The following is a 22,942-nucleotide window of genomic DNA, read 5'->3' as shown; positions in this document are numbered from 1 at the left end:
GTAACAGGGAAAGAGGAAGGTCAGCGGCGTACGGCCAGACCGGAGAGGACTGATGCCCGGCGGCGTGCCTCAACATCGGCCTCAAGGATATCTTCGAGATTTTCTTCACTGCCACCCTGCATCCGGTCCATAGTGGAGGATACTATATCGACGATGGAGGTAAAATCAATGCGGTCCTGCAGAAATGCCTCGACAGCAATCTCATTTGCGGCATTGAGGACCGCAGGCTGGACTCCTCCGGAGCGGAGGGCGTCGAAGGCCAGATCCAGGGCCGGGAAGGAACGGCGGTCAGGCTGGTAAAAGTCCAATCTGGCGCATTCGGCTAAATTCAACGAAGGTAGGGGCAAAGCCAGGCGTTCAGGGTAAGACAGGGCGTAAGTTATCGGGATGCGCATATCGGGAATGCCGAGTTGGGCGATCACGGATCCATCCTGGAACTCCACCAGGGAATGGACGATCGACTGGGGATGGACCAGGACCTCGATGTCGTCGACCGGTGTTCCGAACAGCCATTTCGCCTCGATGACCTCAAGCCCCTTGTTCATCAATGTCGCCGAATCAATCGATATCTTCCGCCCCATTTTCCATTTCGGGTGATTGAGGGCGTCCTCCATAGTTACCCGCTGCAATTGCTCAGGCGTTTTCCCTCGGAATGGTCCGCCGGATGCGGTCAGAATGATTTTTTTCACATCCTCTCGCCGCCCAGCCTGAAGGGCCTGAAATATGGCGCTGTGTTCGGAATCCACCGGCAGCATCCGCACTCCCTGCGCCGCAACCGCGTCCATGACGATCCTGCCGGCCATGACCAGGGTCTCCTTGTTGGCCAGACCGACATCCTTACCGGCCATGATCGCCGCCAGGGTCGGTTTCAGTCCGGCCGCACCGACAATCGCCGAGACAGTCATGTCAGCCGTTTCATGGGCGGCAACTATCTGGTTGCCCTCGTCGCCCCAGAAAATCCGGTTATGCCAGACGGAGGGCAGTCTGTCTTGGAGAAGTTTTGCGTGCCGCTCATCGCAGATGGAGATGGATTCAGGAGAAAACTCAAGGATCTGTGCAGCGAGGGACTCGACATTACAGCCAGCCGCGAGACCGACAATCTTGAATCGATCAGGAAAACGGCGAACGATGTCGAGGACATTGACACCGATTGAACCGGTCGATCCCAGCAGGGATATTCGCCGCCTCATCGGACAACAACCAGCAGAAAGTAAAGGAGCGGACCACAAAAAAGGAGTGAATCGATACGATCGAGGATGCCGCCGTGACCACCAAGACAATGGCCGGAATCCTTGACCCCGGTACCCCGTTTGATGATCGACTCGGTGAGGTCGCCGGCGATCCCGGCTCCGGTGAGAAGTATGGCCGCGATGGTGATGAAGAGCCACGGAGGATCGACCAGGAACATTCCGGCGAAGAGGACAGCTGCCGGTACACCAAAGGCAAATCCGCCGACAGCTCCCGCCCAGGTCTTGTTGGGACTGATGACTGGACAGAGCTTGCTCTTGCCGTAAGCTCGACCGATGTAATAGGCACCGGTATCCGATCCCGCTGTGATGGCAGTCACAACCAGGAGCCAGCCGCCGCCTTCGGGGAGGAGGCGCAGACCGAGGATAAAGGCGCTCAGCACCCCGAGATACATCGTTCCAAAGGCCAGCCGACAGAAGAGATCATAACTGTCGGAAAAATCCGCATAGGTGGCGAAAGTGAAAATCGCCAGAAGACCGAACGCAAAAAGCAGTCCATAGAGGGCCCCCGTACCTGCATCCCCTGTCATCATGGTCGCAAAAAGAGGCAGGGGAAGGATGATGTCAAGGAGGATTCGCTGCAGGGTGGAAAATCGCTGGCCGCCGGCCATCCGCACATATTCATCGGTGGCCCAGATCGCAACGACGGCGATAACGGCCGCAAACAGGGTGATCGAACCTTTGAAGAGGAGAAAAAACCAACAGAGAGCAAGCAGAATTCCGGGAACGACTCGTTTCATTAGGGACTCTTTTTGAGTTGTGCTCCTGTGCGCCCATACCTTCTTTCTCGTTTCTGGAAATCGGCAATCGCCTTCAGGAAGATATCCCTCCGGAAATCGGGCCACATCACATCGGTGAAATATATCTCGGCATACGAAAGCTGCCACAGCAGAAAATTCGACAATCTGGCCTCGCCTCCGGTCCGTATCAACAGGTCGGGATCGGGTAAATCAGCGGTATACAGACAGGAATTGACCTGCTCGATGGTGATGTCGGAAGGCTTGACCCGCCCGGCGGCACATTCCTCAGCCAGCAGGCGGACTGCCCTGGTGATCTCGTCCCTGGCCCCATAACTCAAGGCCAGGTTGAGTACCATCTCGGTGTTGGAGAAAGTTTTGGCAATGGAGTCCAGCAAGGTCTCTCTGACCCCTTGTGGGAGTTTTTCCATCTCACCGATGCATGTCAGGCGTATGCCGTTTTTCTGCATCCGCGATAGCTCAGAAACAAGAAATTTCTTAAGAATCGTCATCAGTCCGGAAACTTCCTGCACAGGCCTGTTCCAGTTTTCGGACGAAAAAGCGTAGAGGGTCAGCACCTGAATACCAAGTTCCCGTGCTGCCTCGACAATATCACGGACCGACTCTGCCCCGGCCTTATGACCGAAAAGGCGGGGTTCGTGTCTCTTTTCCGCCCACCTGCCATTGCCATCCATGATGATCGCAACATGCCTGGGCAGGCGCTTGAGATCGACAGCTGAATCCTTGGGCATAGAAATGTTCGTACCCCGCCAGGTAGTGGAACCGGACAGGTTCCAAAGGCTGGAATCGTCTGAACAATCAGACCTCCATAACTTCCTTTTCTTTTGAGGCGGTGACCTCGTCGATCTTCTTGATGGTGCTATCCGTTTCGTGCTGAGCCTCGTCCTGCAGTTTGAAAAAGTCGTCCTCTGAGATTTCCTTGTCCTTCTTTAACTTCTTCAGGGTATCGAGAGTATCCCGGCGAATATTGCGCACGGCGACACGGTATTCTTCGGCTACCTTTTTGACCTGCTTGACGATCTCCTTGCGACGCTCTTCAGTCAACTGTGGAATATTCAGCCGGATGACTTTGCCGTCACTTGCGGGGGTGAGACCGATATCCGATTTGAGAATCGCCTTTTCGATCGCCGGGAGGGTCTGCGGATCCCATGGTTGAATGGCAATGCTCCTGCTTTCCGGAATCGTCAAGGAACCAACTTGATTCAAGGGCATATGACTGCCATAGACCGCTACGGTGATACCGTCGAGAAGTCCAAGAGAGGCGCGTCCGGTACGAACCTTGGACAACTCGGACTTGAGGGCCTCGACACTCTTTTCCATCTTCTCGGACATTTCAAAAATTACTTCGTGCATACCGCCCTCCTCTTACCTCGGGATATTCGGAGATTTTCGTGAACTGATCAAGGTCCCGACCATTTCGCCGCAAACGGCCTTCCGAATATTTCCAGGGACATTCATGTTCAGGACCATGATGGGTTTATCGTCGTCCATCGCCAGCGCGATTCCAGCGGCATCCATGACCGTAAGACCTCTTCCGAGGACCTCTGAATAGGTGAGATGGTCATATTTGATCGCATCAGGCTCACGGACGGGATCTTTGTCATAAACTCCATCCACCTTCGTCGCCTTGATGATGATATCGGCATCGATCTCGAGGGCTCGCAGCACACCGGCAGAATCGGTAGTGAAATATGGGTTTCCGGTACCAGCTGCAAAGATGACAACCCTGCCTTTTTCAAGATGCCGGGTAGCCCTTCTCCGGATGTACGGCTCACAAACGGATTGCATGGGGATCGCCGACATGACCCGGGTGATAACATCCATACGTTCAAGAGCGTCCTGCATCGCCAGACTGTTCATGACAGTGGCGAGCATTCCCATATTGTCGGCAGTTGTTCTGTCCATGCCTTTACTGGCCCCGGCAACACCTCGAAAGATGTTACCGGCGCCGATGACAAGCCCAGGCTCAACCCCCATCCTGACGATCTCTTTAACTTCAGCCGCGACGAATTCAAGGACCGAGGTGTTAATGCCGAAAGCATCATCACCCATCAAGGCCTCACCGCTCAACTTCAGCATAATCCTTTTATACTGTAACGGCATGCGGAGCTCCTTGGCTGTTGTGCATCTTCTCCCAGAACAATCAGAGAGTGCTTCGAGAAATGTACATCAAACGACGGACGAAGGAGATTACTCGACACCTACCTGAAAACGAGCAAAGCGCTTGATCGAAATATTCTCTCCCATCTTGCCGACAACTTCATTGAGCAGATCCTGAATACTGAGATCAGGATTCTTGACATACTTCTGCTCAAGGAGACAGACTTCGGCCAGGAATTTTTCAATCTTGCCTTCTACCATTTTCTCTGCAATATTAGCTGGCTTTCCTGAATCCATAGCCTGTTGAATATAGATATCCTTTTCCCGGGTCAGGACCGATTCAGGCACCTCATCGCGGGAAATCGAAACCGGATTGGTGGCCGCAATATGCATGGCCACATCACGGGCAAATTCTCGGAATGCATCAGTCTTGGCGACGAAATCGGTCTCACAGCCAAGCTCTACCATGACACCGAGTTTCCCTCCCGCATGAATATACGTCTCAATGACGCCCTCGCTCGTCGCTCGACCCGCCCTTTTCGCAGCCACAGCAAGTCCTTTCTGGCGGAGCAGGTCGACAGCCTTCTCCATATCGCCATTCGTCTCGGTCAGCGCCTTCTTGCAATCCATCATACCTGCCGCGGTCTTATCGCGCAGATCCTTCACCATCTGGCTTGTTATGTTCATTGCAAACCTCCTCAATAGCAACGCATTTGCGTCTTAACGTTTTCGATTCTTTTTCACTGTAGAAACGAGTATGAGTAGAAAAATCCTTTCTACCAGACAATAAAAAGGGGCTGTCACAGGACGCCCCTTTTTATTTATATCAGAACTTCAGCGGTTCTCCCGTTGAGGAGAGATTGTTGATCACTGTTCATCCGAGGCGGCGTTCTCTTCGATGAAATCAACCCCACTAGCATTGACGGCTGCCGCCAGAGCCTCCTCTGAGGCATTATCTCCTTCGCGCTCGGCCTGGCCGCGAAGGATTGCCTCAGCGACATACGAACTGACAAGCTTGATTGAGCGTATGGCATCGTCATTTCCGGGGATGAGATAATCGATCCCATCCGGATCGCAGTTTGTGTCTGCAACTGCAACAACCGGAATATTCAGTTTTTTTGCCTCTGTAATGGCAATTGATTCTTTCCGTGGATCAATTACGAAGATAACGCTCGGCAGATTCCTCATGTCTTTGATCCCGCCAACGTTACGTTCCAACTTGATCCGCTCCTTCTCCATGAGCAGAATCTCTTTTTTGGGAAATCTATTGATAGAGCCATCCGCCTGCATTGACTCGATGGCTTTTAAACGCTCGACACTGCGTTTGATTGTTTGGAAGTTGGTCAACATTCCACCAAGCCAACGATGATCCACATAAAACATTCCGCACCGTTGCGCTTCTTCACTGATAATCGACTGTGCTTGGCGCTTGGTACCGACAAAAAGGATTGTTCCACCTTTTTTGACTTCCTGAGATACAAAATTGCAGGCTTTATCAAAAAGCTTTTTTGTCAGATCAAGGTTGATGATATAGATGCCGTTTCGTGGCCCATAAATATAGGGCTTCATCTTCGGATTCCAGCGTCTGGTCTGATGCCCGAAGTGAAGTCCTGCCTGCAGCATGTCTCTTACTGTCGCACTAGCCATTATTCCTCCATTTTCCTGGTTTGGCCTCCATCTTCTCATGATCAGCGCAGAAAGACCGTATCGATTTTGCTCTTACCGCGATGACACCAGTACTTGTCACGAAGATGTGTGTTAAAAAAACAAACGATCAAAAAACCATCCAAAAAACAACCCCGTTTTATACCATACGGTGCAGTGGATGGCAACTCCTCAATTTCAGTTTATTATATAATAAATTCTACCGTTTAATGAGAGACGATCGGCCTGTAAGGAAATGCTTCAACCATTCGAATCCGAATTTCATCAGTTCAACATCATTTCCAGCAATATTTTTCCTGGTTTCCTTGGAGATCATAAACTGCTCGACTACTTTTTTTTCCTCGACCATTTTACGAAAACGATCGATGTCATAGCAAACCATGAACGCGAGTTGCTGTCTCATTCCGGCAATATCTTCACCCTGCCATGGATTGCTAAAAAAGATTGTATCGATCTCGGTCCAAAGCTCATTCATGACATTATAATCGTGAAGGCGCTGATCTCGAATCCACTCCAGAACTGAAAAGGTTTTATCCTCTCGATGTCCGAGACAATAAGGATGTTTAACGAGAAAGTAGTATTCCTTGACGCCTCGCTTGTCAGGCCTCCTGTCCACCGCGCGTTCAAGTGGATACATACGGCATGCCGAAGGCCGATCATGATACACGGTACAACCACTGGATGACAAAAATGGACAAGCTCTATCAGGATCATCATTGACCTGAAGCATAACAGTGGGAAAATAATGATTATCGCCTTGAACCACCCGAGTATACTTTTGTAGAAAACCTGATGATTCAATCTGCAGTACGGTTTTTAATCGAATTATATCATATGGATATAGTATCATATCGACATTCTTGCAGCATTTCGTAAAACACTGAATGCCGGGAAAACAGGAAAATGTAAATCGGTTTTCGCAAAGAGGCTGCATTCCATCAGGAAACAATTTCGGGTCGGCCATTTGAGTCCACAACAGGGGAAATCAATAAAAAAAAGGCTGACTGAACGAGTATTCAGGCAGCCTTGTCTCTCTGAGAGAGATTAAATAAACTAATTTTCTTTATCAACCTTCTCAGTTTTTTCCTGATAACCAACAAGTTCGATAATCGCCATTTGCGCAGCGTCACCTTGTCGCACTCCGGTCAAGAGAATCCGTGTATAGCCACCTGCACGATCGGCGAATTGCGACTGGATAGTTGTGAAAAGCTTTTCCACAACACCTTTACTGCGAATGAACCCAAGGGCCTGCCTTCGCGCATGTTGATCTCCACGTTTGGCAAGGGTGATCATCTTTTCAGCTATGGGGCGCAATTCTTTGGCTTTTTCTTTGGTGGTCGTGATGCGCTCATGCTCAAACAGCGAGGTGACCATATTTCTAAACATGGCCTCTCGATGCGAACTGGTCCGTCCGAGTTTTCTTCCCGAGTTATTATGTCTCATTTTTCTTTCCTTCGGTTACTTTCCAGGATTTAACCAGGAGTAATTGACTAATTAAATGAAATATTCTGAGATAGGAGACTTATTGCCCCTGATCCTCTTTCTTTTCACGCACTGGAGGTGGAGACCAGTTCTCGAATTTCATCCCCAGAGTCAAGTCCATTTCTGCAAGTAAGGCCTTGATCTCATTAAGGGACTTTCTTCCAAAATTCTTCGTTTTGAGCATTTCCTGATCAGTTTTCTGAGCCAGATCACCGATAAAATTAATTTCAGCATTTTTCAGGCAATTTGCCGATCGTACAGAAAGCTCAAGGTCTTCAACCGGTTTATCAAGATAAGGATTTAACGGCACCGGCGGGCCAGCAATGACATTGACATCGGGTTCCGCCTTGTCTTCATCAAAGTTGATAAATATGGTCAACTGGTCTTTAAGGATCTTCGCCGCATAAGCCAGCGCATTCTCAGGACGAACGCTGCCATCAGTTTCTACCTCAAGAGTCAATTTGTCGTAATCGGTCTGATGACCGACCCTTGCCTGAGAAACGACGTACTGGATCTTTTTTACAGGGGTGAATATGGCATCAATTGGAATCTGCCCAACTGCCAGATTCTCTTTTTCCTGTTTTTCAGCGGGCTGATACCCCTTCCCCCATTCAACAGTCAATTCGGCCTGGAAGGTGGTATCCCCAGTGACAGTACATATAATCTGATCAGGGTTCATTATTTCGACAGCACTGGATCCCGTTATATCTCCAGCAACCACTTTTCCCGGGCCGGTCTTTTCGATGTGTACCTTCAGCGACTCAAGTGTATTCAACTTGATTCGTATCTGTTTGATATTCAGTATTATCTCACTAACATCCTCCATCACATCCTTCATGGAGGTAAACTCGTGCAGCGCGCCTTCGATTTTCACCGTTGTTATCGCCGCGCCCTGGATAGATGAAAGCAGAATTCTTCTCAGAGAGTTACCGATGGTGGATGCAAATCCTCTTTCGAGTGGTTGACATATAAATTTTCCATACGTCTCAGAATGTTTAGACTTGTCAACCTCAAGCTTTTCAGGCTTTATCAGCTCATGCCAATTCCGGTAAAATGGAAGTTTTTCGTCGGTGGCCTGGGTCATATATTTCCCTTCTTGCGCTGTATTTCCGAAGAATAAAATGTAAAAATCACGAGAAACAGTAAGTACACCTGTTTCTCGTGGTCGAGGAGAAAAAGTTTCAGCGAGCATTTTCAGGCTTAGAAAAAGCCCCTGTCACTTTGTTATTTAGAATACAGTTCGACGATCAGATGTTCCTGTATAGGCAGTGTCAACTCTTCACGATTAGGAAGAGTTTTGACCTTGGCCTTGACATTATCTTTATCAAGCTCGAGCCAGCTAGGCACCCCTCTCCTCGCTACAGCCTCAAGATTTTCGACAATAAGGCTGTTAGTCCTGCTTTTTTCCTTTAAAGTTATTTCGTCACCTACTGAAACTAAAAATGAAGGAATATTGACTTTTCTGCCGTTGACGAGAACATGCTTATGTCGTACCAGCTGCCTGGCCTGATTCCTTGATGATGCCATACCAAGTCTGAAAATTGCGCTATCAAGTCTTCTTTCTAGCAACACCAGAAGGTTTTCACCGGTAACGCCTTTCTGGCGTTCAGCACGATCAAAGGTCAGGCGAAATTGGCCTTCGACCATGCCGTACATGCTTTTTACCTTCTGTTTTTCACGCAACTGCACAGCATAATCGGAAAGCTTCTTGAATTTTGACTGACCATGCTGCCCTGGTCCAAATGCTCTCCTCTCAAAGGCACATTTGTCTGAGTAGCACCTGTCACCTTTAAGGTACAGTTTCAAATTTTCACGCCTGCAAATCCGGCATGCTGGGCCTATATTTCTAGCCAATTTTGGCCTCCATTAATGTAATATTCCGTATGAACTAAGTCCCGATCAAACACGTCGGCGCTTGGGAGGTTTGCATCCGTTGTGCGGAACTGGAGTCACGTCGTAAATACGACTTACTTCAAATCCAGTATTGACAAGTGCGCGAAGTGCTGCTTCTCTTCCTGGCCCGGGACCTTTCACTTTTACTTCAACTTTTCGCATTCCGAAATCAGACGCTTTTTTTGCAGCATCCGCAACGGCGTTCTGTGCAGCAAAAGGGGTACTCTTTCTTGACCCTTTAAACCCAAGCACTCCTGCGCTGCACCAAGATATAACGTTACCAAGTTTATCTGATATTGTAACGATTGTATTATTGAACGTAGAGTAGATGAACACTACGCCCTCAGGGATATTTTTCTTTACCTTTTTTTTCACTCGTGCCTCAGCACGTTTTGCTCCTGCCATTGTTATACCATCCGATTGTTATTATTTTCGGCGAGCTGCAGCACCGCGGCGGGGACCTTTTCTGGTCCTGGCATTGGTTTTAGTTCTTTGTCCACGGCACGGCAACCCAGCCCTGTGTCTTCGCCCTCTGTAGCAACCAAGATCAGTGAGCCTCTTTATATCCATCGAAACTTCTCGACGAAGGTCACCTTCGACAACAAACTCGTCCTCGATGACCTTACGGATGCGATTGACATCTTCTGCATCCAGATCATCACTGTTCATCGAGTAGGGAAGGTCAACTTTATCGAGAATAGTCCTCGCAGAGGCTAAACCAATACCATGGATGTACGTCAATGCACGATCAATGTGTTTGTTTTTTGGAAGGTCAATTCCAGCTATACGAGCCAATGTCTATCTCCTTAAAAGATGCAGAAAAACTATATAGCAAATTCCGATTATCCCTGCTTCTGTTTATGTTTCTTAACCTTACAGGAAACACGAACTATACCGTTTCGTTTGAATATTTTACAGTCACTACAAATTTTTTTAACAGATGAACGTACTTTCATAACATTCAGACTCTCTATTTTTTCTTTTTGGCATTTTTTGCCCTGAACGTAACCCTGCCTCTCGTAAGATCATAAGGAGAGAGCTCGATAGTAACCCTGTCACCCGGCAGGATCTTAATAAAATGCATCCGCATCTTTCCAGAAATATGAGCAAGAACTTTATGACCATTGTCCAATTCGACACGAAACATCGCATTCGGCAGTGGCTCAATAATAGTACCTTCGACCTCTATAGCCTCTTCTTTAGCCATGGACTCTCCTGGAAATAAATTTTTTCTCGAAAACAGGAGATATTAATCTATTTTCTTGCAAAAGAGAAGCGTTTTTTATTCTAGTCATTCCTGCGACTCAACACGATAGGCCCATCTTCAGTCACAGCCACTGAATGTTCAAAATGTGCGGACGGTTTACCATCTGCCGTTACAACCGTCCATCCATCGCGCAAAACCTTCACTTTTGATGTTCCGAGGTTAACCATCGGTTCGATCGCCATAACCATTCCAGGCACCAATCTTGGTGATTGCTCTCCTTGAAGAAAATTGGGTATTTCGGGTCCTTCATGCAGGGCAGTGCCGATACCATGCCCAACAAACTGACGGACAACAGAGAATCCACGCTTTTCGACATATTCCTGAACGGCAATTGAGATATCAGCAACCCTGTTTCCGACGACAGCCTTTTCGATGGCCCGCTCCAACGACTCTTCAGTAGCTTGAAGGAGTTTCTCTTCATTTTCGGCAATTTTGCCAACAGCCACTGTTATTGCCGAATCACCATAGTAACCTTTGTACTTGACACCAAAATCTACAGAGATGATATCACCTTTTTTTAGCTTACGCCTTCGTGAAGGAATGCCATGCACGACCTCTTCATTTATAGATGTACACAAGCTGCCTGGAAAACCTCGATACCCCTTGAAAGCTGGAGAGGCATTCTTACTTTTACAAAAATCTTCAGCAACTCGATCAAGTTCAAGGGTTGTCACTCCTGGCGCAATCATCCCTTGCACTAACGTCAAAGTCTCTGCAACAATTCGGTTCGCATCGAGCATGATCATGATTTCATCATGATTTTTAAGAATGATGGACTTGCCGCTGTTATGGTCTGTCATAAACACAGTTACTTCCTACCACGGATTCGACCTTGTTTCATGAATCCTTCGTAATTTCTCATCACAAGATGAGATTCAATCTGAGAAATAGTATCAATTGCAACCCCGACAATAATGAGCAATGCCGTGCCGCCGAAATAAAATGGAATGTTAAATTTTGAAATCAGCACAGTAGGAAGCACACAAATTGTACTCAGATAGATAGCACCAACCACGGTGATACGGGTAAGGATTCTGTCTATGAATTCTGCAGTCTTTTTACCTGGCCTGATACCAGGCACAAACCCACCGTTCTTCTTGAGGTTTTCAGCAACGTCATCAGGCTTGAAGGTCACCGCAGTATAGAAGAAGCAGAAAAATACTATCATTACAATATAAAGCAGATAGTATATCGGGTGACCTGGGCTCATCATCGCCGAGGCTCTCTGTACCCACTCAACCTGAACAAACTGGCCTATTGTGCCAGGAAACATCATGATCGAAGATGCAAATATCGGAGGTATTACACCAGACACATTAATTTTCAGCGGCAAGTGCGTACTTTGACCGCCATATACTTTTTTCCCGACAACTCTTTTGGCATACTGGATCGGGATCCTTCGCTGCGATGTTTCGAAAAATACTACCAACGCCATTATAATGAACATGAATGCAAGCAGAAATGGCACAAAGAAGACGGTGATCTCCCCAGCTTTGATAAGCTGGATAGAGTTGACAATAGCCGCCGGTCCACGTGCCACTATCCCAGCAAAAATGATCAGCGAAATGCCGTTACCAATTCCCCTCTCAGTCATCTGTTCCCCGAGCCACATGATGAAAGCGGTCCCTGAGGTCAGAGTCAGCATTGTCATGAGTTTAAACTCAATACCCGGCTGCAGAACAATCGCCTCACCTCCAGGGCCTGCCATGCCTTCAAGGCCGACGGCTATGAACATACCCTGTATTATACTTAACAGTACTGTACCGTAACGGGTGTACTGGGTGATTTTCCGACGCCCTGACTCACCTTCTTTTTTCAACGCTTCAAGCTGAGGAACAACAACAGTCAAAAGCTGAATAATAATCGATGCACTGATATAGGGCATGATTCCCAGTGCGAATATGGAAAAATTTTCCAAGGCACCACCGGAAAACATGTTGAACATCCCGAAAAGCGTCCCGCCATTCTTTTCGAAAAAGGCTGCCAGTGCATCACCGTTAATCCCGGGAGTTGGAATCTCAACCCCAACCCTGTAAACGGCAAGCATGATCAGGGTAAAGAGAATCCGCTTACGTAACTCGGGTATATTGGCAGCCCTTTGCAATCCACTCATTCGTCTTTCCTGTAAAAAAACTCAGAAATTTGTATGCCCATACTTTTCAGGGAGATCAGTATCGAGGACATCATCATCTTTTCCCGTATTTATTACGCCTCTTCAAAGATGACCTTACCCCCAGCATTTTCTATCTGAGCCTTCGCCTGAGAACTGACCTTTTCCACCTTGACGATTACTGCCTTTGTGATCTCACCATTTGCCAGGACCTTGACAATACTTCCTTTTGAAACGATGCCGGCCTCGACAAGTTTTGCGGAGTCAATCTCGCTATTTGCCTCGAACTTATCCAATTGGCTCAATGAAACGATTTCACATAATTTGGCATGAACGTTGGTGAAGCCACGCTTCGGGAGTCGGCGATACAAGGGCATCTGACCGCCTTCGAAACCAGGTTTTATACCCGAACCAGAACGAGCTTTGAATCCCTTATGTCCTCGACCAGCTGTTTTCCCGTGACCCGATCCCGGTCCACGACCTACCCGCTTTTTTTGTTTTGTTGAACCATCCTGCGGTGATAAATTAGAAAGCGTAATCATCCTATACCTCTTCGATCCGAACGAGATGATTGACCTTAGCGAGCATTCCCCTCAACTCAGGTGTATTTTTTCTCGTCACTCTTTTATTGAGTTTGGTCAAACCTAAGCCAATCAAAGTAGCGCGTATTTTTTCAGTACTGCCAATGCTGCTTTTGACCATGGTAAAAGTAATTGTCTCTGCCATTTCGTTACCTTATGAATATTAATTCACAGAAATCTTTATCCAATACAGCTCATCAGGGCATTCAACCATATGTGCTTTGCTAGACCTGAAACTCTTCGACACTTTTACCACGCAGAGCAGCGATGGCCTTGACAGAGCGTAATGACCGCAATCCATCTAAGGTAGCTTTTACCATGTTATGAGGATTGTGTGAGCCGAGACATTTTGTCAGTATATTTGAAACTCCTGCCGCCTCAAGAACAGCCCGCACTGGGCCACCGGCGATCAGTCCGGTGCCATCGGAGGCGGGCTTGAGCATTACTTTTCCTGCGCCATATGTACCAACAATCTCATGGGGAATTGATGATGTTGTCAACGATACGGCAGACATATCCTTTCTCGCTTTTTCAACTCCCTTTCTAATGGCTTCGGGGACCTGATTGGCCTTACCCAGACCGTATCCGACCTTTCCTTTTCCATCACCAACGACGACAATTGCGCTGAAGCTGAAACGTCGGCCACCCTTTACCACTTTGGCTACCCGATTGATGAACACTATCTTTTCTATCAGTTCCTCGGTATTTTCACTTTTGGAACGCTTAAACTCAGACAAGGGACACCCCCATATGTAGAAAAAACATTAAAAAATTAGCCCACCTTCCCGAGCTCCCTCGGAGAGGGATTTAACGCGACCGTGATATATATATCCACCACGATCAAAGACAACCTTTTCAATGCCTGCTGCCCTTGCACGTTCTGCAAGAATATAGCCTACAATCTTAGCTGCCGCGGATTTCCCTTTCACGTCATCACCAGGCAAGTACCCTTTATCAACTGTTGACATGGTAATCAATGTCTTCCCTGTCGCATCATTAATAATCTGCGCATAAATATGCTTATTGCTTTTGAAGACTCTCAGGCGTGGTCTCTCAATCGTTCCTGTAATTTTTTTACGAATCCGACTGATCCTCTTTGCCCTGGCCGTGATTTTTAAATTCGTCTTCGCCATAATATTATTCCATCAAAAAGTAAGTGGTTGAAAACCGACAACCTTATTTCTTAGAACCTGATTTTCCGACTTTTCTGACAATATGCTCGCCTTCATAGCGAATGCCCTTTCCCTTGTAAGGTTCCGGTTTTCTCACCTGTCTAATTTTGGCTGCAATGAGTCCCAGCAGTTCCTTGTCGATAGATTCCAATACAACTTTGTTGTTCCCTTCTATCGATGCAGTGACAGCACTCGGAACGGTAAATTCAACCGGACTTGAATAACCGACATTTAGGGTGAGATTATTGCCAACGACATTAGCCTTGTAGCCAACACCCTCAATTACCAAAACTTTTTTAAACCCTTCTTCAACGCCGACTACCATGTTATTGACAAGGCTTCTGGTTAATCCACGGAAAGCGTTAACGGTTTTTCCTTCAGTTTTGTTAATGATATTTATGACATTACCCTCATAGACTACTTCAATCTCTGGCTGAATAGTTCTCACCAGTTTGCCTTTCTTCCCGGTCACTGTGATCAGCTGGCCACTGATATCGACCTTAACACCAGCAGGTACTGTAATTGGTTGTTTCCCTATCCGAGACATTCGTCAATTCCTCCATTTTCTGCGAAGATTACCACACTTCACAGAGTATCTCTCCGCCAGTGTTCAAAGTCCTTGCGGCTTTATCGGTAACTATGCCTTTCGATGTACTGATGATGGAAATACCAAGTCCGTTCAATACGGTCGGCACTTCTTTCGCCTTGGCATATCGCCTCAGCCCGGGCTTGCTGATACGTTTAATTCCCGTAATAACAGACTCTCGGTTCGGACCATATTTCAGATCTATAGTCAAAGTTCCCTGAGGACCTGACTCTGAAATACGATAATCACGAATGAAGCCTTCTTCTTTCAATACTCGTGCAATATCAACTTTGACATTTGATTTGGGTATTTCCACATGATCAAACTTTACCATCGTTGCATTGCGTATCCTGGTCAGCATATCTGCCAGGGGGTCGCTCATGGACATAGCGAACACTCCTTCATTTTTTCTGAATTATCGACTGAAAACCGGAGACCACTTCCTACCAGCTGGACTTTGTCACACCAGTGACTTCTCCGCTTGACGCCAACTTCCGAAAGCAGATTCTGCATATCCCGAACTTCCGGATAAATGAACGGGGCCGACCACACAATGGGCATCTGTTATATTGCCGCACGTCAAATTTCTGTTTGCGCTGGGCCTTTGCAATAATGGATTTTTTAGCCAAACTGACCTCCAGAATATTTCTATAAAATCTTTAATTAATTTATCGATTACTTACGGAACGGCATCCCTATCAATTTCAGCAGGAAACGCCCCTCTTCATCTGTTTTTGCCGTCGTTACAAATGTGATATTTAAACCTTTGATCTTGTCAATCTTGTCGTAATCTATCTCTGGAAAAATAATCTGCTCCTTAACACCCATTGAATAATTTCCCCGACCATCAAACCATTTTGGAGAAAGGCCTCTGAAGTCACGTACGCGTGGCAGAGCAATATTGACCAGTTTGCTAATGAAGGCATACATTTTTTCACCACGAAGAGTAACACAGCAACCGATCGGCATACCCTCGCGGAGTTTAAATGTTGCAATAGACTTCTTCGCCTTAGTGACTACCGCACGCTGACCTGCAATTTTGGTCAGTTCTTCGACCGCGCCCTCGACAATCTTTGGATTCTGCACCGCTTCGCCAAGACCCATATTGAGAACGACTTTCTCAATTTTGGGAATCTGCATCGGATTGGTGTAACCAAACTCCTGTTTTAATGCAGGTACACATTCATTATTATAGTAATCCTTCAACGCACCCATGAATAACTCCTGGTGTTAGTGTCTTTACAGTTTTATGCTTTCTTTTCGATGGATTCACCGCAGCTTTTGCAAAAGCGGATCTTTGCACCATCATCAAGGATCTTTTTGCCTATGCGGCCGGTCTTGGTGCATTCAGGACAAATCAACTGCAGATTCGACACATGAATCGGTAGTTCCTTTTCAACAATCTGACCCTGTTGATTCATCTCTCTTGCCTTGGTATGCCTTTTGACCATATTCACTCTTTCCACTACGGCCTTGTTCTCATCAGGCAACACCTTCAGAACCTTGCCGACTCTTCCCTTATCCTTGCCAGCAATTACTTCAACCTGATCATTTTTTTTCAGGTATGTTCTACCCTGTCTCATTGCGTATATTCTCCAATCAATGGATCTCACCCATGCGGGGTCGGGGACGGTTACAGTACTTCCGGAGCAAGGGAGATGATTTTCATGAATCCCTGATTTCTCAATTCTCTCGCTACCGGTCCAAAAATTCGAGTACCCACCGGTTCACCTGATGATGCCAGAATAACTGCTGCATTTTCGTCAAATTTTACCCAGGTATCGTCAGGACGCTTAATTTCTTTGACTGTACGAACTATTACAGCCTTCATAACATCGCCTTTTTTTACCTTGGCATGTGGTATAGCCTCTTTTACTGTGACAACGATAACATCGCCAATACGCGCATACCGTTTCCTTGTCCCGCCAAGAACACGAATACAAAGTACTTTTTTAGCACCTGAATTATCGGCCACATTGAGGACTGTTTCTGTTTGTATCATAATTTCACCCGGTATTTCATCAGCTGCAAATTAATATCCCCTCGATCAGATAAAAAAAGAGGTATTACACAGCCTGCTCAAGTATGGTTCTTACACGCCATCGTTTCTTTTTACTTAGTGGACGACATTCCTCAATGAGTACTGTATCGCCGATGTTGCAGCGGTTCTCTGGGTCATCTGCAAGGTATTTAACGCTTGTCTTCACATACTTACCGTACAGTTTATGACGAACCTTGCGTTCAACCAGAACGACAACGCTTTTTTCCATCCTGTTGCTGACAACAGAACCAGTTCGAGTTTTTTTCGATTTAGTATTTTCACTCATAATATATTCGATTCAAGGTGATTTAGTGCATGGACAACCCGCAATCACAGGTATTTTTCACTTGTGGTTAGGCTATATTGCCCTTCTGATTGACGACGGTATTAATCCTAGCAATATCTTTTCTAATTTTTCTTAATCGTGAAGTATCTTCCAAGGGTCGTATACGATGATGAAAGGAGAGATTTCCGAGTTCTTTCTGCAATTCAGTTAACTTTTTCTCCAATTCCTCTTCGGACATTTTTCTCAATTCTTCAGCTTTCATAATATGTTCCTCTTGGCGACGACCTTGGTGGCAAACGGCAGTTTGTTCCCTGCAAGAGTCAAGGCCCGTACAGCTAGTTCTTCATCAACTCCAGCCAGTTCATAAAGTATTTTCCCAGGCTGAATTGGAGCCACCCAGTATTCCGGACTGCCTTTGCCCTTACCCATCCGAGTTTCCGCAGGTTTTTTGGTAATCGGTTTTGCAGGGAAAACCCTTATCCATACTTTTCCCCCGCGCTTTATCTTCCTGTTGATTGCAATTCGAGCAGCTTCTATCTGTTGCGCCGTCATCTTACCGCAATCCAAGGCCTTCAAGGCGTATTCGCCAAACGATATAGAGGAGCCACGCATGGCAACCCCTTTCATTCTTCCTTTGAAGACCTTCCTATGCTTTACCTTTTTAGGACTTAACATTCTCTACTCCACTGTCAATACTACTTATCCCGAAGACTCTCCGCCTCGTCACTGCTGAACGCTGCCTGAGTCCTTATCACCAAGCACTTCACCTTTGAATATCCATACTTTTACACCAATAATACCGTATGTTGTATTCGCTTCAGCAAGTGCATAATCCACGTCAGCCCTGAGAGTGTGAAGCGGAACCCTTCCTTCTCTGACCCACTCGCACCGTGACATTTCGGCCCCCCCCAAGCGTCCGGAACAGGAAATCTTAATGCCTTGGACACCGAAACGCAACGCTGAATTTACCGCTTTCTTCATTGCGCGTCTAAAGGCAACCCGGCGCACCAATTGGGAAGCGATGCTTTCAGCAACCAGTTGTGCATCGGCTTCAGGCCGCCGTACCTCTTGAATATCCAAAGTAACTTTACGTTGCACAAGCTTTTCGAGATCTTTTTTCAGGATTTCGATCTCCGCACCCTTTTTGCCTATTACAATCCCAGGCCGGGCTGTGAATAATTTCGTCCGGACCTTATCGCCCGTCCTTTCAATTATCACCTTTGACAATCCGGCATGCTGAAGCTTTTCCTTAAGGAATTTCTTAATTTTCTGATCTTCAATAAGGTAAGCAGAGTAATCTTTCGATGCGTACCAAATTGAATCCCAAGTCCGGGTGATATTCAGTCTCAGTCCTAATGGATTAACCTTCTGCCCCAAAACAATCCTCCAGATTATTCATTATTCAAATTGATTAGCTGAAAAAAATTGATTTATCTCTACAGAGATTATCAATTTTCTCCCAGCACGACCGTAATGTGACTTGACCTTTTGATAATACCGGTAGCCCTTCCCATGGCCCTTGGTGTAATACGCTTCAGGGATGGTCCTCCGTCAATCAGGATCTTCTTAACGAACAGATCGTCCACGTCAACTTGATCATTCTGAGTGGCATTAGCTACAGCGGATTCAATAACCTTACGCAATATACCAGCTCCTTTTTTCGGCATAAACCGAAGCGTCGTTATTGCTTTATCGACGGCCATTCCCCTTACCACATCAGCTACTAACCGTGCTTTCTGGGGTGATATCCTAATATATTTTCCTACGGCTTTTGCTTCCATAGTATTTACTCCTGATGAGTTCTGCCTGAGAACAGAAATGGAATATTATTTTTTACCTTTCTTATCGGCAGAATGCCCATAATAGGTTCGCGTCGGAGAGAACTCTCCTAATTTATGGCCTACCATGTTTTCAGATATAAACACCGGTATAAATTTTTTTCCATTATGGACAGCAAATGTCAGACCTACCATTTCTGGGATAATATCTGAACGCCTCGACCAGGTTTTTATAACCTTCCGAGATCCGCTGTCTATTGCCTGCTCGACCTTTTTCATTACATGCTCGTCAATAAAAGGTCCTTTTCTAACTGAGCGTGACATTATTCACTCCTTTCGTATTAAGATCTCTTCTTGACTATGAACTTATCAGAAGACGTATTCTTCCTGGTCTTGTAACCCTTGGTCGGATATCCCCATGGAGTGCACGGATGGCGGCCACCGGAACTCTTGCCTTCACCACCACCCATCGGATGATCAACGGGATTCATGGCAACACCACGTACATGCGGTCTCTTTCCAACCCATCGGGTGCGACCTGCTTTTCCGAGTTTTTTACTTTCATGCTCACGATTTCCGACCTGACCAATGCATGCCCGGCAAAGTCGATTGAATTTCCTCACCTCACCTGAAGGCAAACGAACGAGAACATACTGTCCTTCTTTGGCCATAAGCTGGGCTGCAGATCCTGCACTACGAACAAGCTGAGCTCCTTTGCCGATTTTCATTTCGATATTATGAATAATCGTGCCCAGCGGTATGTTTGCCATAGGTAAACAATTGCCTGGCTGAATATCGACATTTTCTCCGGCAACGACCTGATCACCAACAGCTATACCATCAGGAGAAAGAATATACGTTTTCTCTCCGTCGAGATAACTCAACAAGGCAATATTTGCGGACCTGTTCGGATCATATTCAATGGAGATAACCTTGGCAGCAATGTCAATTTTATTTCTCTTGAAGTCTATAATTCTATACTTGCGTTTATGTCCACCACCTATGTGTCTTGCAGTAATCCGCCCATAATTATTTCTTCCACCGGATTTTGACAGGCTGACAACAAGAGTCTTTTCTGGACGACATTGCGACAGTTCTGGACTCATTGTCGAAACGTGATGCCTTTTTCCGGCCGACGTAGGTTTATATGTTTTGATAGCCATGATTTCCCAATCGCTCCATCATCAATTATTTGATAGAATCTCAAAAGAACTTCTAAGCACACAAACTGTATTTTTTAAATTACAGTTCATCGGCAAAATTGATCTTTCCTTCCGACAAGGTAACATAGGCTTTTTTCCAATCATTCGTTTTACCTATGAATTTACCGACCCGCTTTCGCTTTCCGTGCATATTGGCAGTCGTTATGCTCTTTACTTTGACTTTAAACATTTCTTCGACTGCGTTCTTGATCTCAATTTTATTAGCTTCAGGTCGAACTCTGAAAACGATTTTTCCATTCGATTCCTGCAACAAATTAGCTTTCTCAGTTAACCTGGGGCCCATCAATACGCCGTAAATATTTTTCATGCCATCAACCTCTTTTCAAGGTTTTCTATCACTGGTTGCACGAGTACAAGTTTCTTATGCAACAATATATCGTATACATTCAGCCCTTCAGTTGGCAACACTTTGAAACCATTAACATTGTGTGCTGATTTATTAAGATTGTCACTAGCTCCATCAGCAATGATCAGACCGTTCTCGATATTCAGTATTTTCATCACAGCCACGAAATCCTTGGTTTTGATGACATCCATCGAAAAATCATCAAGAACAATAAGATTACCTTCCTGAAATCGAGCACTCATTGCCATAGCAAGAGCCTGTTTTTTGACCTTCTTATTAAGTTTGAAACTATAGTCACGCGGTTTCGGGCCAAAGATAACACCACCGCCTCTCCACAAGGGAGACCTTCGACTTCCAGCTCTGGCTCGGCCAGTACCTTTCTGCCGCCAAGGTTTGGCCCCACCCCCACTGACCTCAACGCGAGTTTTTGTACATGCAGTTCCTGCCCTGCGTGCTGCAAGCTGCATTCGTACAACATCATGCAAAAGGTATTCTTTCACTTCGAGATTAAAAATACTTTCATTTAACTCTATCTCGCCGACCCTTTCGTTTTTGGTGTTCACTATATTTACAGTTGACATTCTTATCTCCTCGAACCTTCAAGTTCCGTGATCAATTACTTTGAAAATATTTTCAACAGGCCGTTTTTAGCCCCCGGAACTGGTCCTTTCAATAACACGATATTTTCTTCGGAGCGCACATCAACAACAACAACATTTTTCCTCAAGACTGTATTGTTGCCCATCCGACCGGGAAGTTTCTTTCCCTTGACGACTCGACTCGGCCAGGCACTGCAACCAATCGATCCAGGAGCTCGATGAAATGTTGAACCATGTCCAGCTCCACCGCCCTTGAAACCGTGTCGCTTCATTACACCTTGGAATCCATGACCTTTACTGGTTCCCTGAACGTCAACATTCATTCCTATCTGAAGAATGGTATCGAGAGCGATTTCCTGCCCAGCTTTATACTGCGCAGTATCTACCACCCTGAACTCACGGATATGGTAGAAGCCGACTGCACCCGCTTTGGCCGCATGTCCAGCAGAAGGTTTGTTGACACGAGAAGCTTTCTTCTCTTCAAATCCTACCTGGATAGCATTGTAGCCGTCCGTCACTTCATTCTTAACTTGCAGTACCTTGCAGGGACCGGCCTCAATAACCGTCACAGGTACAACATTACCCAGTTCGTCAAAGATCCGGGTCATTCCAATTTTTTTACCCAAAATACCGATAGTCTTTGGCATAATATATCCTGACGCTTCTTTTGCTTATTTTTTTATCAACTAGGGCAGCTTAATTTCGACATCGACGCCAGCGGATAACTCTAATTTCATCAGCAGGTCAATGGTTTGCTGTGTTGGCTCAAGAATATCCAGCAACCTCCGGTGAGTCCTCATCTCAAATTGCTCTCGCGATTTTTTATCGACATGAGGCGACCGTAAGACACAGAACTTATTAATAGAAGTCGGCAAAGGAATTGGTCCTGCTACCGCAGATCCTGTCCGTCTCGCTGTTTCAACTATTTCTGAGGTAGACTGATCAAGAAGTTTATGATCGTACGCCTTCAAGCGTATCCTGATTTTTTCCGTAGGTATCATCATTTACCCTATTTAGGCTATTATTTCACTGATAACGCCAGCACCGACCGTCCGACCACCCTCGCGGATCGCAAATCGTAATCCGGCATCCATCGCGATAGGGGTGATCAGCTCGGCCTCAACCGATATATTGTCACCAGGCATCACCATCTCCACTCCTTCGGGCAATGTCACGACTCCAGTAACATCCGTCGTCCGGAAATAGAACTGCGGCCGATATCCATTGAAAAACGGCGTGTGACGTCCACCCTCATCCTTGCCGAGAATATAGCACTCGGCCTTGAATTTGGTATGCGGCGTGATCGATTTCGGCGCAGCCAGTACCTGACCGCGTTCTATCTCATCCCGTTTCACTCCTCGCAGCAACGCACCAATGTTATCCCCCGCCTGACCTTCATCAAGCAACTTGCGGAACATCTCGACACCGGTAACCGTCGTCTTCACCGTCGGCTTGATTCCGACAATCTCAACCTCCTCGCCGACCTTGATCACACCTCGCTCGATCCTTCCGGTTGCAACCGTTCCACGACCGGAAATCGAAAATACATCCTCAATCGGCATCAGGAAGGGTTTGGCAACATCACGTACCGGCTCAGGAATATACGTATCAATTGCATCCATCAACTCCCAGATGCACTTCGTCGCTGCCTCGTCCTCAGGATTCTCCAGCGCCTTCAACGCCGAACCCTTGACAAATGGTACGTCGTCTCCAGGAAATTCATACTTGTCAAGCAACTCACGCAGTTCCATTTCGACCAACTCGATCAGTTCCTCATCATCGACCATGTCACACTTGTTCAGGAACAC

38 protein-coding genes and 1 pseudogene are annotated in these 22,942 nt (G+C 46.5%); all 39 read right to left on the bottom strand.

The genetic code is table 11. The features are described from left to right. Nucleotides 1-20: 20 nt before the first annotated feature. Complete coding sequence (locus HNQ81_RS10210) at nucleotides 21-1,190, bottom strand: 1-deoxy-D-xylulose-5-phosphate reductoisomerase (RefSeq protein WP_183351004.1); 1,170 nt, start codon at nucleotides 1,188-1,190, stop codon at nucleotides 21-23. After that, entirely contained in the window at nucleotides 1,187-1,987 is an 801-nt protein-coding gene (locus HNQ81_RS10205) for a phosphatidate cytidylyltransferase (protein WP_183351002.1), read from the bottom strand. The genes HNQ81_RS10210 and HNQ81_RS10205 overlap by 4 nt, the downstream gene beginning before the upstream one ends. Further along, nucleotides 1,987-2,736, bottom strand: a complete 750-nt coding sequence (uppS, locus tag HNQ81_RS10200) for an undecaprenyl pyrophosphate synthase (RefSeq protein ID WP_183351000.1) — start codon at nucleotides 2,734-2,736, stop codon at nucleotides 1,987-1,989. The genes HNQ81_RS10205 and uppS overlap by 1 nt, the downstream gene beginning before the upstream one ends. 67 nt (nucleotides 2,737-2,803) lie before the next feature. Further along, nucleotides 2,804-3,358: a ribosome recycling factor gene (gene frr / locus HNQ81_RS10195; protein WP_183350997.1), complete on the bottom strand. Its 555-nt coding sequence runs from the start codon at nucleotides 3,356-3,358 to the stop codon at nucleotides 2,804-2,806. 12 nt (nucleotides 3,359-3,370) lie between these two features. Next, a complete protein-coding gene (gene pyrH, locus HNQ81_RS10190) occupies nucleotides 3,371-4,108 on the bottom strand; it encodes a UMP kinase (protein ID WP_183350995.1) in 738 nt (245 codons plus the stop codon). A gap of 87 nt (nucleotides 4,109-4,195) precedes the next feature. Continuing rightward, nucleotides 4,196-4,792, bottom strand: a complete 597-nt coding sequence (tsf, locus tag HNQ81_RS10185) for a translation elongation factor Ts (RefSeq protein WP_183350993.1) — start codon at nucleotides 4,790-4,792, stop codon at nucleotides 4,196-4,198. A 180-nt stretch (nucleotides 4,793-4,972) separates the two neighbouring features. Next, entirely contained in the window at nucleotides 4,973-5,752 is a 780-nt protein-coding gene (rpsB, locus tag HNQ81_RS10180; RefSeq protein WP_183350991.1) for a 30S ribosomal protein S2, read from the bottom strand. Nucleotides 5,753-5,969: 217 nt separating this feature from the next. Continuing rightward, nucleotides 5,970-6,734, bottom strand: a complete 765-nt coding sequence (locus HNQ81_RS10175; protein ID WP_183350989.1) for a YkgJ family cysteine cluster protein — start codon at nucleotides 6,732-6,734, stop codon at nucleotides 5,970-5,972. A 92-nt stretch (nucleotides 6,735-6,826) separates the two neighbouring features. Then, a pseudogene (gene rplQ, locus HNQ81_RS10170) lies at nucleotides 6,827-7,213 on the bottom strand (50S ribosomal protein L17); the annotation flags it as partial. Nucleotides 7,214-7,292: 79 nt separating this feature from the next. Continuing rightward, a complete protein-coding gene (locus HNQ81_RS10165; protein ID WP_183351167.1) occupies nucleotides 7,293-8,336 on the bottom strand; it encodes a DNA-directed RNA polymerase subunit alpha in 1,044 nt (347 codons plus the stop codon). Between the two features lie 140 nt (nucleotides 8,337-8,476). Further along, nucleotides 8,477-9,106, bottom strand: coding sequence for a 30S ribosomal protein S4 (gene rpsD, locus HNQ81_RS10160; protein ID WP_183350985.1), 630 nt, complete (start codon nucleotides 9,104-9,106; stop codon nucleotides 8,477-8,479). A gap of 45 nt (nucleotides 9,107-9,151) precedes the next feature. Further along, nucleotides 9,152-9,550, bottom strand: a complete 399-nt coding sequence (gene rpsK, locus HNQ81_RS10155; RefSeq protein ID WP_183350983.1) for a 30S ribosomal protein S11 — start codon at nucleotides 9,548-9,550, stop codon at nucleotides 9,152-9,154. A 21-nt stretch (nucleotides 9,551-9,571) separates the two neighbouring features. Beyond that, entirely contained in the window at nucleotides 9,572-9,940 is a 369-nt protein-coding gene (gene rpsM / locus HNQ81_RS10150) for a 30S ribosomal protein S13 (protein ID WP_183350981.1), read from the bottom strand. Between the two features lie 47 nt (nucleotides 9,941-9,987). After that, nucleotides 9,988-10,101, bottom strand: a complete 114-nt coding sequence (gene rpmJ / locus HNQ81_RS10145; RefSeq protein WP_183350979.1) for a 50S ribosomal protein L36 — start codon at nucleotides 10,099-10,101, stop codon at nucleotides 9,988-9,990. Between the two features lie 14 nt (nucleotides 10,102-10,115). Beyond that, nucleotides 10,116-10,352, bottom strand: coding sequence for a translation initiation factor IF-1 (gene infA / locus HNQ81_RS10140; protein WP_035234762.1), 237 nt, complete (start codon nucleotides 10,350-10,352; stop codon nucleotides 10,116-10,118). 80 nt (nucleotides 10,353-10,432) lie between these two features. Next, nucleotides 10,433-11,212 carry a type I methionyl aminopeptidase gene (gene map / locus HNQ81_RS10135; RefSeq protein WP_183350977.1) on the bottom strand — a complete coding sequence of 260 codons (780 nt, stop codon included), beginning with the start codon at nucleotides 11,210-11,212 and terminating at the stop codon, nucleotides 10,433-10,435. Between the two features lie 8 nt (nucleotides 11,213-11,220). Next, on the bottom strand, nucleotides 11,221-12,525 hold the full coding sequence (gene secY / locus HNQ81_RS10130; RefSeq protein ID WP_183350976.1) for a preprotein translocase subunit SecY: 1,305 nt from the start codon (nucleotides 12,523-12,525) through the stop codon (nucleotides 11,221-11,223). Between the two features lie 92 nt (nucleotides 12,526-12,617). Then, nucleotides 12,618-13,064, bottom strand: coding sequence for a 50S ribosomal protein L15 (gene rplO / locus HNQ81_RS10125; RefSeq protein WP_221270857.1), 447 nt, complete (start codon nucleotides 13,062-13,064; stop codon nucleotides 12,618-12,620). 1 nt (nucleotide 13,065) lies between these two features. Then, the gene (gene rpmD, locus HNQ81_RS10120; RefSeq protein WP_183350974.1) at nucleotides 13,066-13,248 is read right to left on the bottom strand and encodes a 50S ribosomal protein L30; all 183 of its coding nucleotides are present in this window, start codon (nucleotides 13,246-13,248) and stop codon (nucleotides 13,066-13,068) included. 79 nt (nucleotides 13,249-13,327) lie between these two features. Further along, nucleotides 13,328-13,840 carry a 30S ribosomal protein S5 gene (rpsE, locus tag HNQ81_RS10115; protein ID WP_183350972.1) on the bottom strand — a complete coding sequence of 171 codons (513 nt, stop codon included), beginning with the start codon at nucleotides 13,838-13,840 and terminating at the stop codon, nucleotides 13,328-13,330. A 27-nt stretch (nucleotides 13,841-13,867) separates the two neighbouring features. Further along, complete coding sequence (rplR, locus tag HNQ81_RS10110) at nucleotides 13,868-14,236, bottom strand: 50S ribosomal protein L18 (protein WP_183350970.1); 369 nt, start codon at nucleotides 14,234-14,236, stop codon at nucleotides 13,868-13,870. A gap of 43 nt (nucleotides 14,237-14,279) precedes the next feature. After that, nucleotides 14,280-14,822, bottom strand: coding sequence for a 50S ribosomal protein L6 (gene rplF / locus HNQ81_RS10105; protein WP_183350968.1), 543 nt, complete (start codon nucleotides 14,820-14,822; stop codon nucleotides 14,280-14,282). A 28-nt stretch (nucleotides 14,823-14,850) separates the two neighbouring features. Continuing rightward, a complete protein-coding gene (gene rpsH / locus HNQ81_RS10100; RefSeq protein WP_183350966.1) occupies nucleotides 14,851-15,249 on the bottom strand; it encodes a 30S ribosomal protein S8 in 399 nt (132 codons plus the stop codon). A 55-nt stretch (nucleotides 15,250-15,304) separates the two neighbouring features. Continuing rightward, nucleotides 15,305-15,490 (bottom strand): type Z 30S ribosomal protein S14, encoded by a 186-nt coding sequence (locus HNQ81_RS10095; RefSeq protein ID WP_183350964.1) that lies wholly within the window; start codon nucleotides 15,488-15,490, stop codon nucleotides 15,305-15,307. 46 nt (nucleotides 15,491-15,536) lie between these two features. Further along, nucleotides 15,537-16,076, bottom strand: coding sequence for a 50S ribosomal protein L5 (rplE, locus tag HNQ81_RS10090; protein WP_183350962.1), 540 nt, complete (start codon nucleotides 16,074-16,076; stop codon nucleotides 15,537-15,539). 32 nt (nucleotides 16,077-16,108) lie between these two features. Beyond that, nucleotides 16,109-16,444 (bottom strand): 50S ribosomal protein L24, encoded by a 336-nt coding sequence (gene rplX, locus HNQ81_RS10085; protein WP_183350960.1) that lies wholly within the window; start codon nucleotides 16,442-16,444, stop codon nucleotides 16,109-16,111. A gap of 50 nt (nucleotides 16,445-16,494) precedes the next feature. Continuing rightward, nucleotides 16,495-16,863 (bottom strand): 50S ribosomal protein L14, encoded by a 369-nt coding sequence (rplN, locus tag HNQ81_RS10080; RefSeq protein ID WP_035234781.1) that lies wholly within the window; start codon nucleotides 16,861-16,863, stop codon nucleotides 16,495-16,497. A gap of 64 nt (nucleotides 16,864-16,927) precedes the next feature. After that, nucleotides 16,928-17,188, bottom strand: coding sequence for a 30S ribosomal protein S17 (gene rpsQ / locus HNQ81_RS10075; protein WP_183350958.1), 261 nt, complete (start codon nucleotides 17,186-17,188; stop codon nucleotides 16,928-16,930). Between the two features lie 67 nt (nucleotides 17,189-17,255). Continuing rightward, the gene (gene rpmC, locus HNQ81_RS10070; protein ID WP_183350956.1) at nucleotides 17,256-17,450 is read right to left on the bottom strand and encodes a 50S ribosomal protein L29; all 195 of its coding nucleotides are present in this window, start codon (nucleotides 17,448-17,450) and stop codon (nucleotides 17,256-17,258) included. Beyond that, nucleotides 17,447-17,863, bottom strand: a complete 417-nt coding sequence (gene rplP, locus HNQ81_RS10065; RefSeq protein ID WP_183350954.1) for a 50S ribosomal protein L16 — start codon at nucleotides 17,861-17,863, stop codon at nucleotides 17,447-17,449. The genes rpmC and rplP overlap by 4 nt, the downstream gene beginning before the upstream one ends. A 48-nt stretch (nucleotides 17,864-17,911) precedes the next feature. After that, nucleotides 17,912-18,565, bottom strand: a complete 654-nt coding sequence (rpsC, locus tag HNQ81_RS10060) for a 30S ribosomal protein S3 (protein ID WP_183350952.1) — start codon at nucleotides 18,563-18,565, stop codon at nucleotides 17,912-17,914. A gap of 71 nt (nucleotides 18,566-18,636) precedes the next feature. Next, nucleotides 18,637-18,969: a 50S ribosomal protein L22 gene (rplV, locus tag HNQ81_RS10055; RefSeq protein ID WP_035234791.1), complete on the bottom strand. Its 333-nt coding sequence runs from the start codon at nucleotides 18,967-18,969 to the stop codon at nucleotides 18,637-18,639. A gap of 45 nt (nucleotides 18,970-19,014) precedes the next feature. Continuing rightward, nucleotides 19,015-19,290: a 30S ribosomal protein S19 gene (gene rpsS, locus HNQ81_RS10050; RefSeq protein ID WP_183350949.1), complete on the bottom strand. Its 276-nt coding sequence runs from the start codon at nucleotides 19,288-19,290 to the stop codon at nucleotides 19,015-19,017. A gap of 17 nt (nucleotides 19,291-19,307) precedes the next feature. After that, nucleotides 19,308-20,129: a 50S ribosomal protein L2 gene (gene rplB / locus HNQ81_RS10045; RefSeq protein WP_183350947.1), complete on the bottom strand. Its 822-nt coding sequence runs from the start codon at nucleotides 20,127-20,129 to the stop codon at nucleotides 19,308-19,310. Between the two features lie 79 nt (nucleotides 20,130-20,208). Continuing rightward, entirely contained in the window at nucleotides 20,209-20,496 is a 288-nt protein-coding gene (gene rplW / locus HNQ81_RS10040; protein WP_183350945.1) for a 50S ribosomal protein L23, read from the bottom strand. Beyond that, nucleotides 20,493-21,116, bottom strand: a complete 624-nt coding sequence (rplD, locus tag HNQ81_RS10035) for a 50S ribosomal protein L4 (protein WP_183350943.1) — start codon at nucleotides 21,114-21,116, stop codon at nucleotides 20,493-20,495. Before rplD ends, rplW begins: the two co-directional genes overlap by 4 nt. A 35-nt stretch (nucleotides 21,117-21,151) precedes the next feature. Then, the gene (gene rplC, locus HNQ81_RS10030) at nucleotides 21,152-21,781 is read right to left on the bottom strand and encodes a 50S ribosomal protein L3 (RefSeq protein WP_183350941.1); all 630 of its coding nucleotides are present in this window, start codon (nucleotides 21,779-21,781) and stop codon (nucleotides 21,152-21,154) included. Nucleotides 21,782-21,820: 39 nt separating this feature from the next. Beyond that, complete coding sequence (gene rpsJ, locus HNQ81_RS10025) at nucleotides 21,821-22,132, bottom strand: 30S ribosomal protein S10 (protein ID WP_183351164.1); 312 nt, start codon at nucleotides 22,130-22,132, stop codon at nucleotides 21,821-21,823. A 15-nt stretch (nucleotides 22,133-22,147) separates the two neighbouring features. Further along, the coding region (locus HNQ81_RS10020; RefSeq protein WP_183350939.1) for an elongation factor Tu at nucleotides 22,148-22,942 on the bottom strand (795 nt) is incomplete at its 5' end.

This window comes from Desulfoprunum benzoelyticum (assembly GCF_014201505.1).
Taxonomy (GTDB): domain Bacteria; phylum Desulfobacterota; class Desulfobulbia; order Desulfobulbales; family Desulfocapsaceae; genus Desulfoprunum; species Desulfoprunum benzoelyticum.
This window is presented reverse-complemented; position numbering and strand designations above follow the sequence as displayed.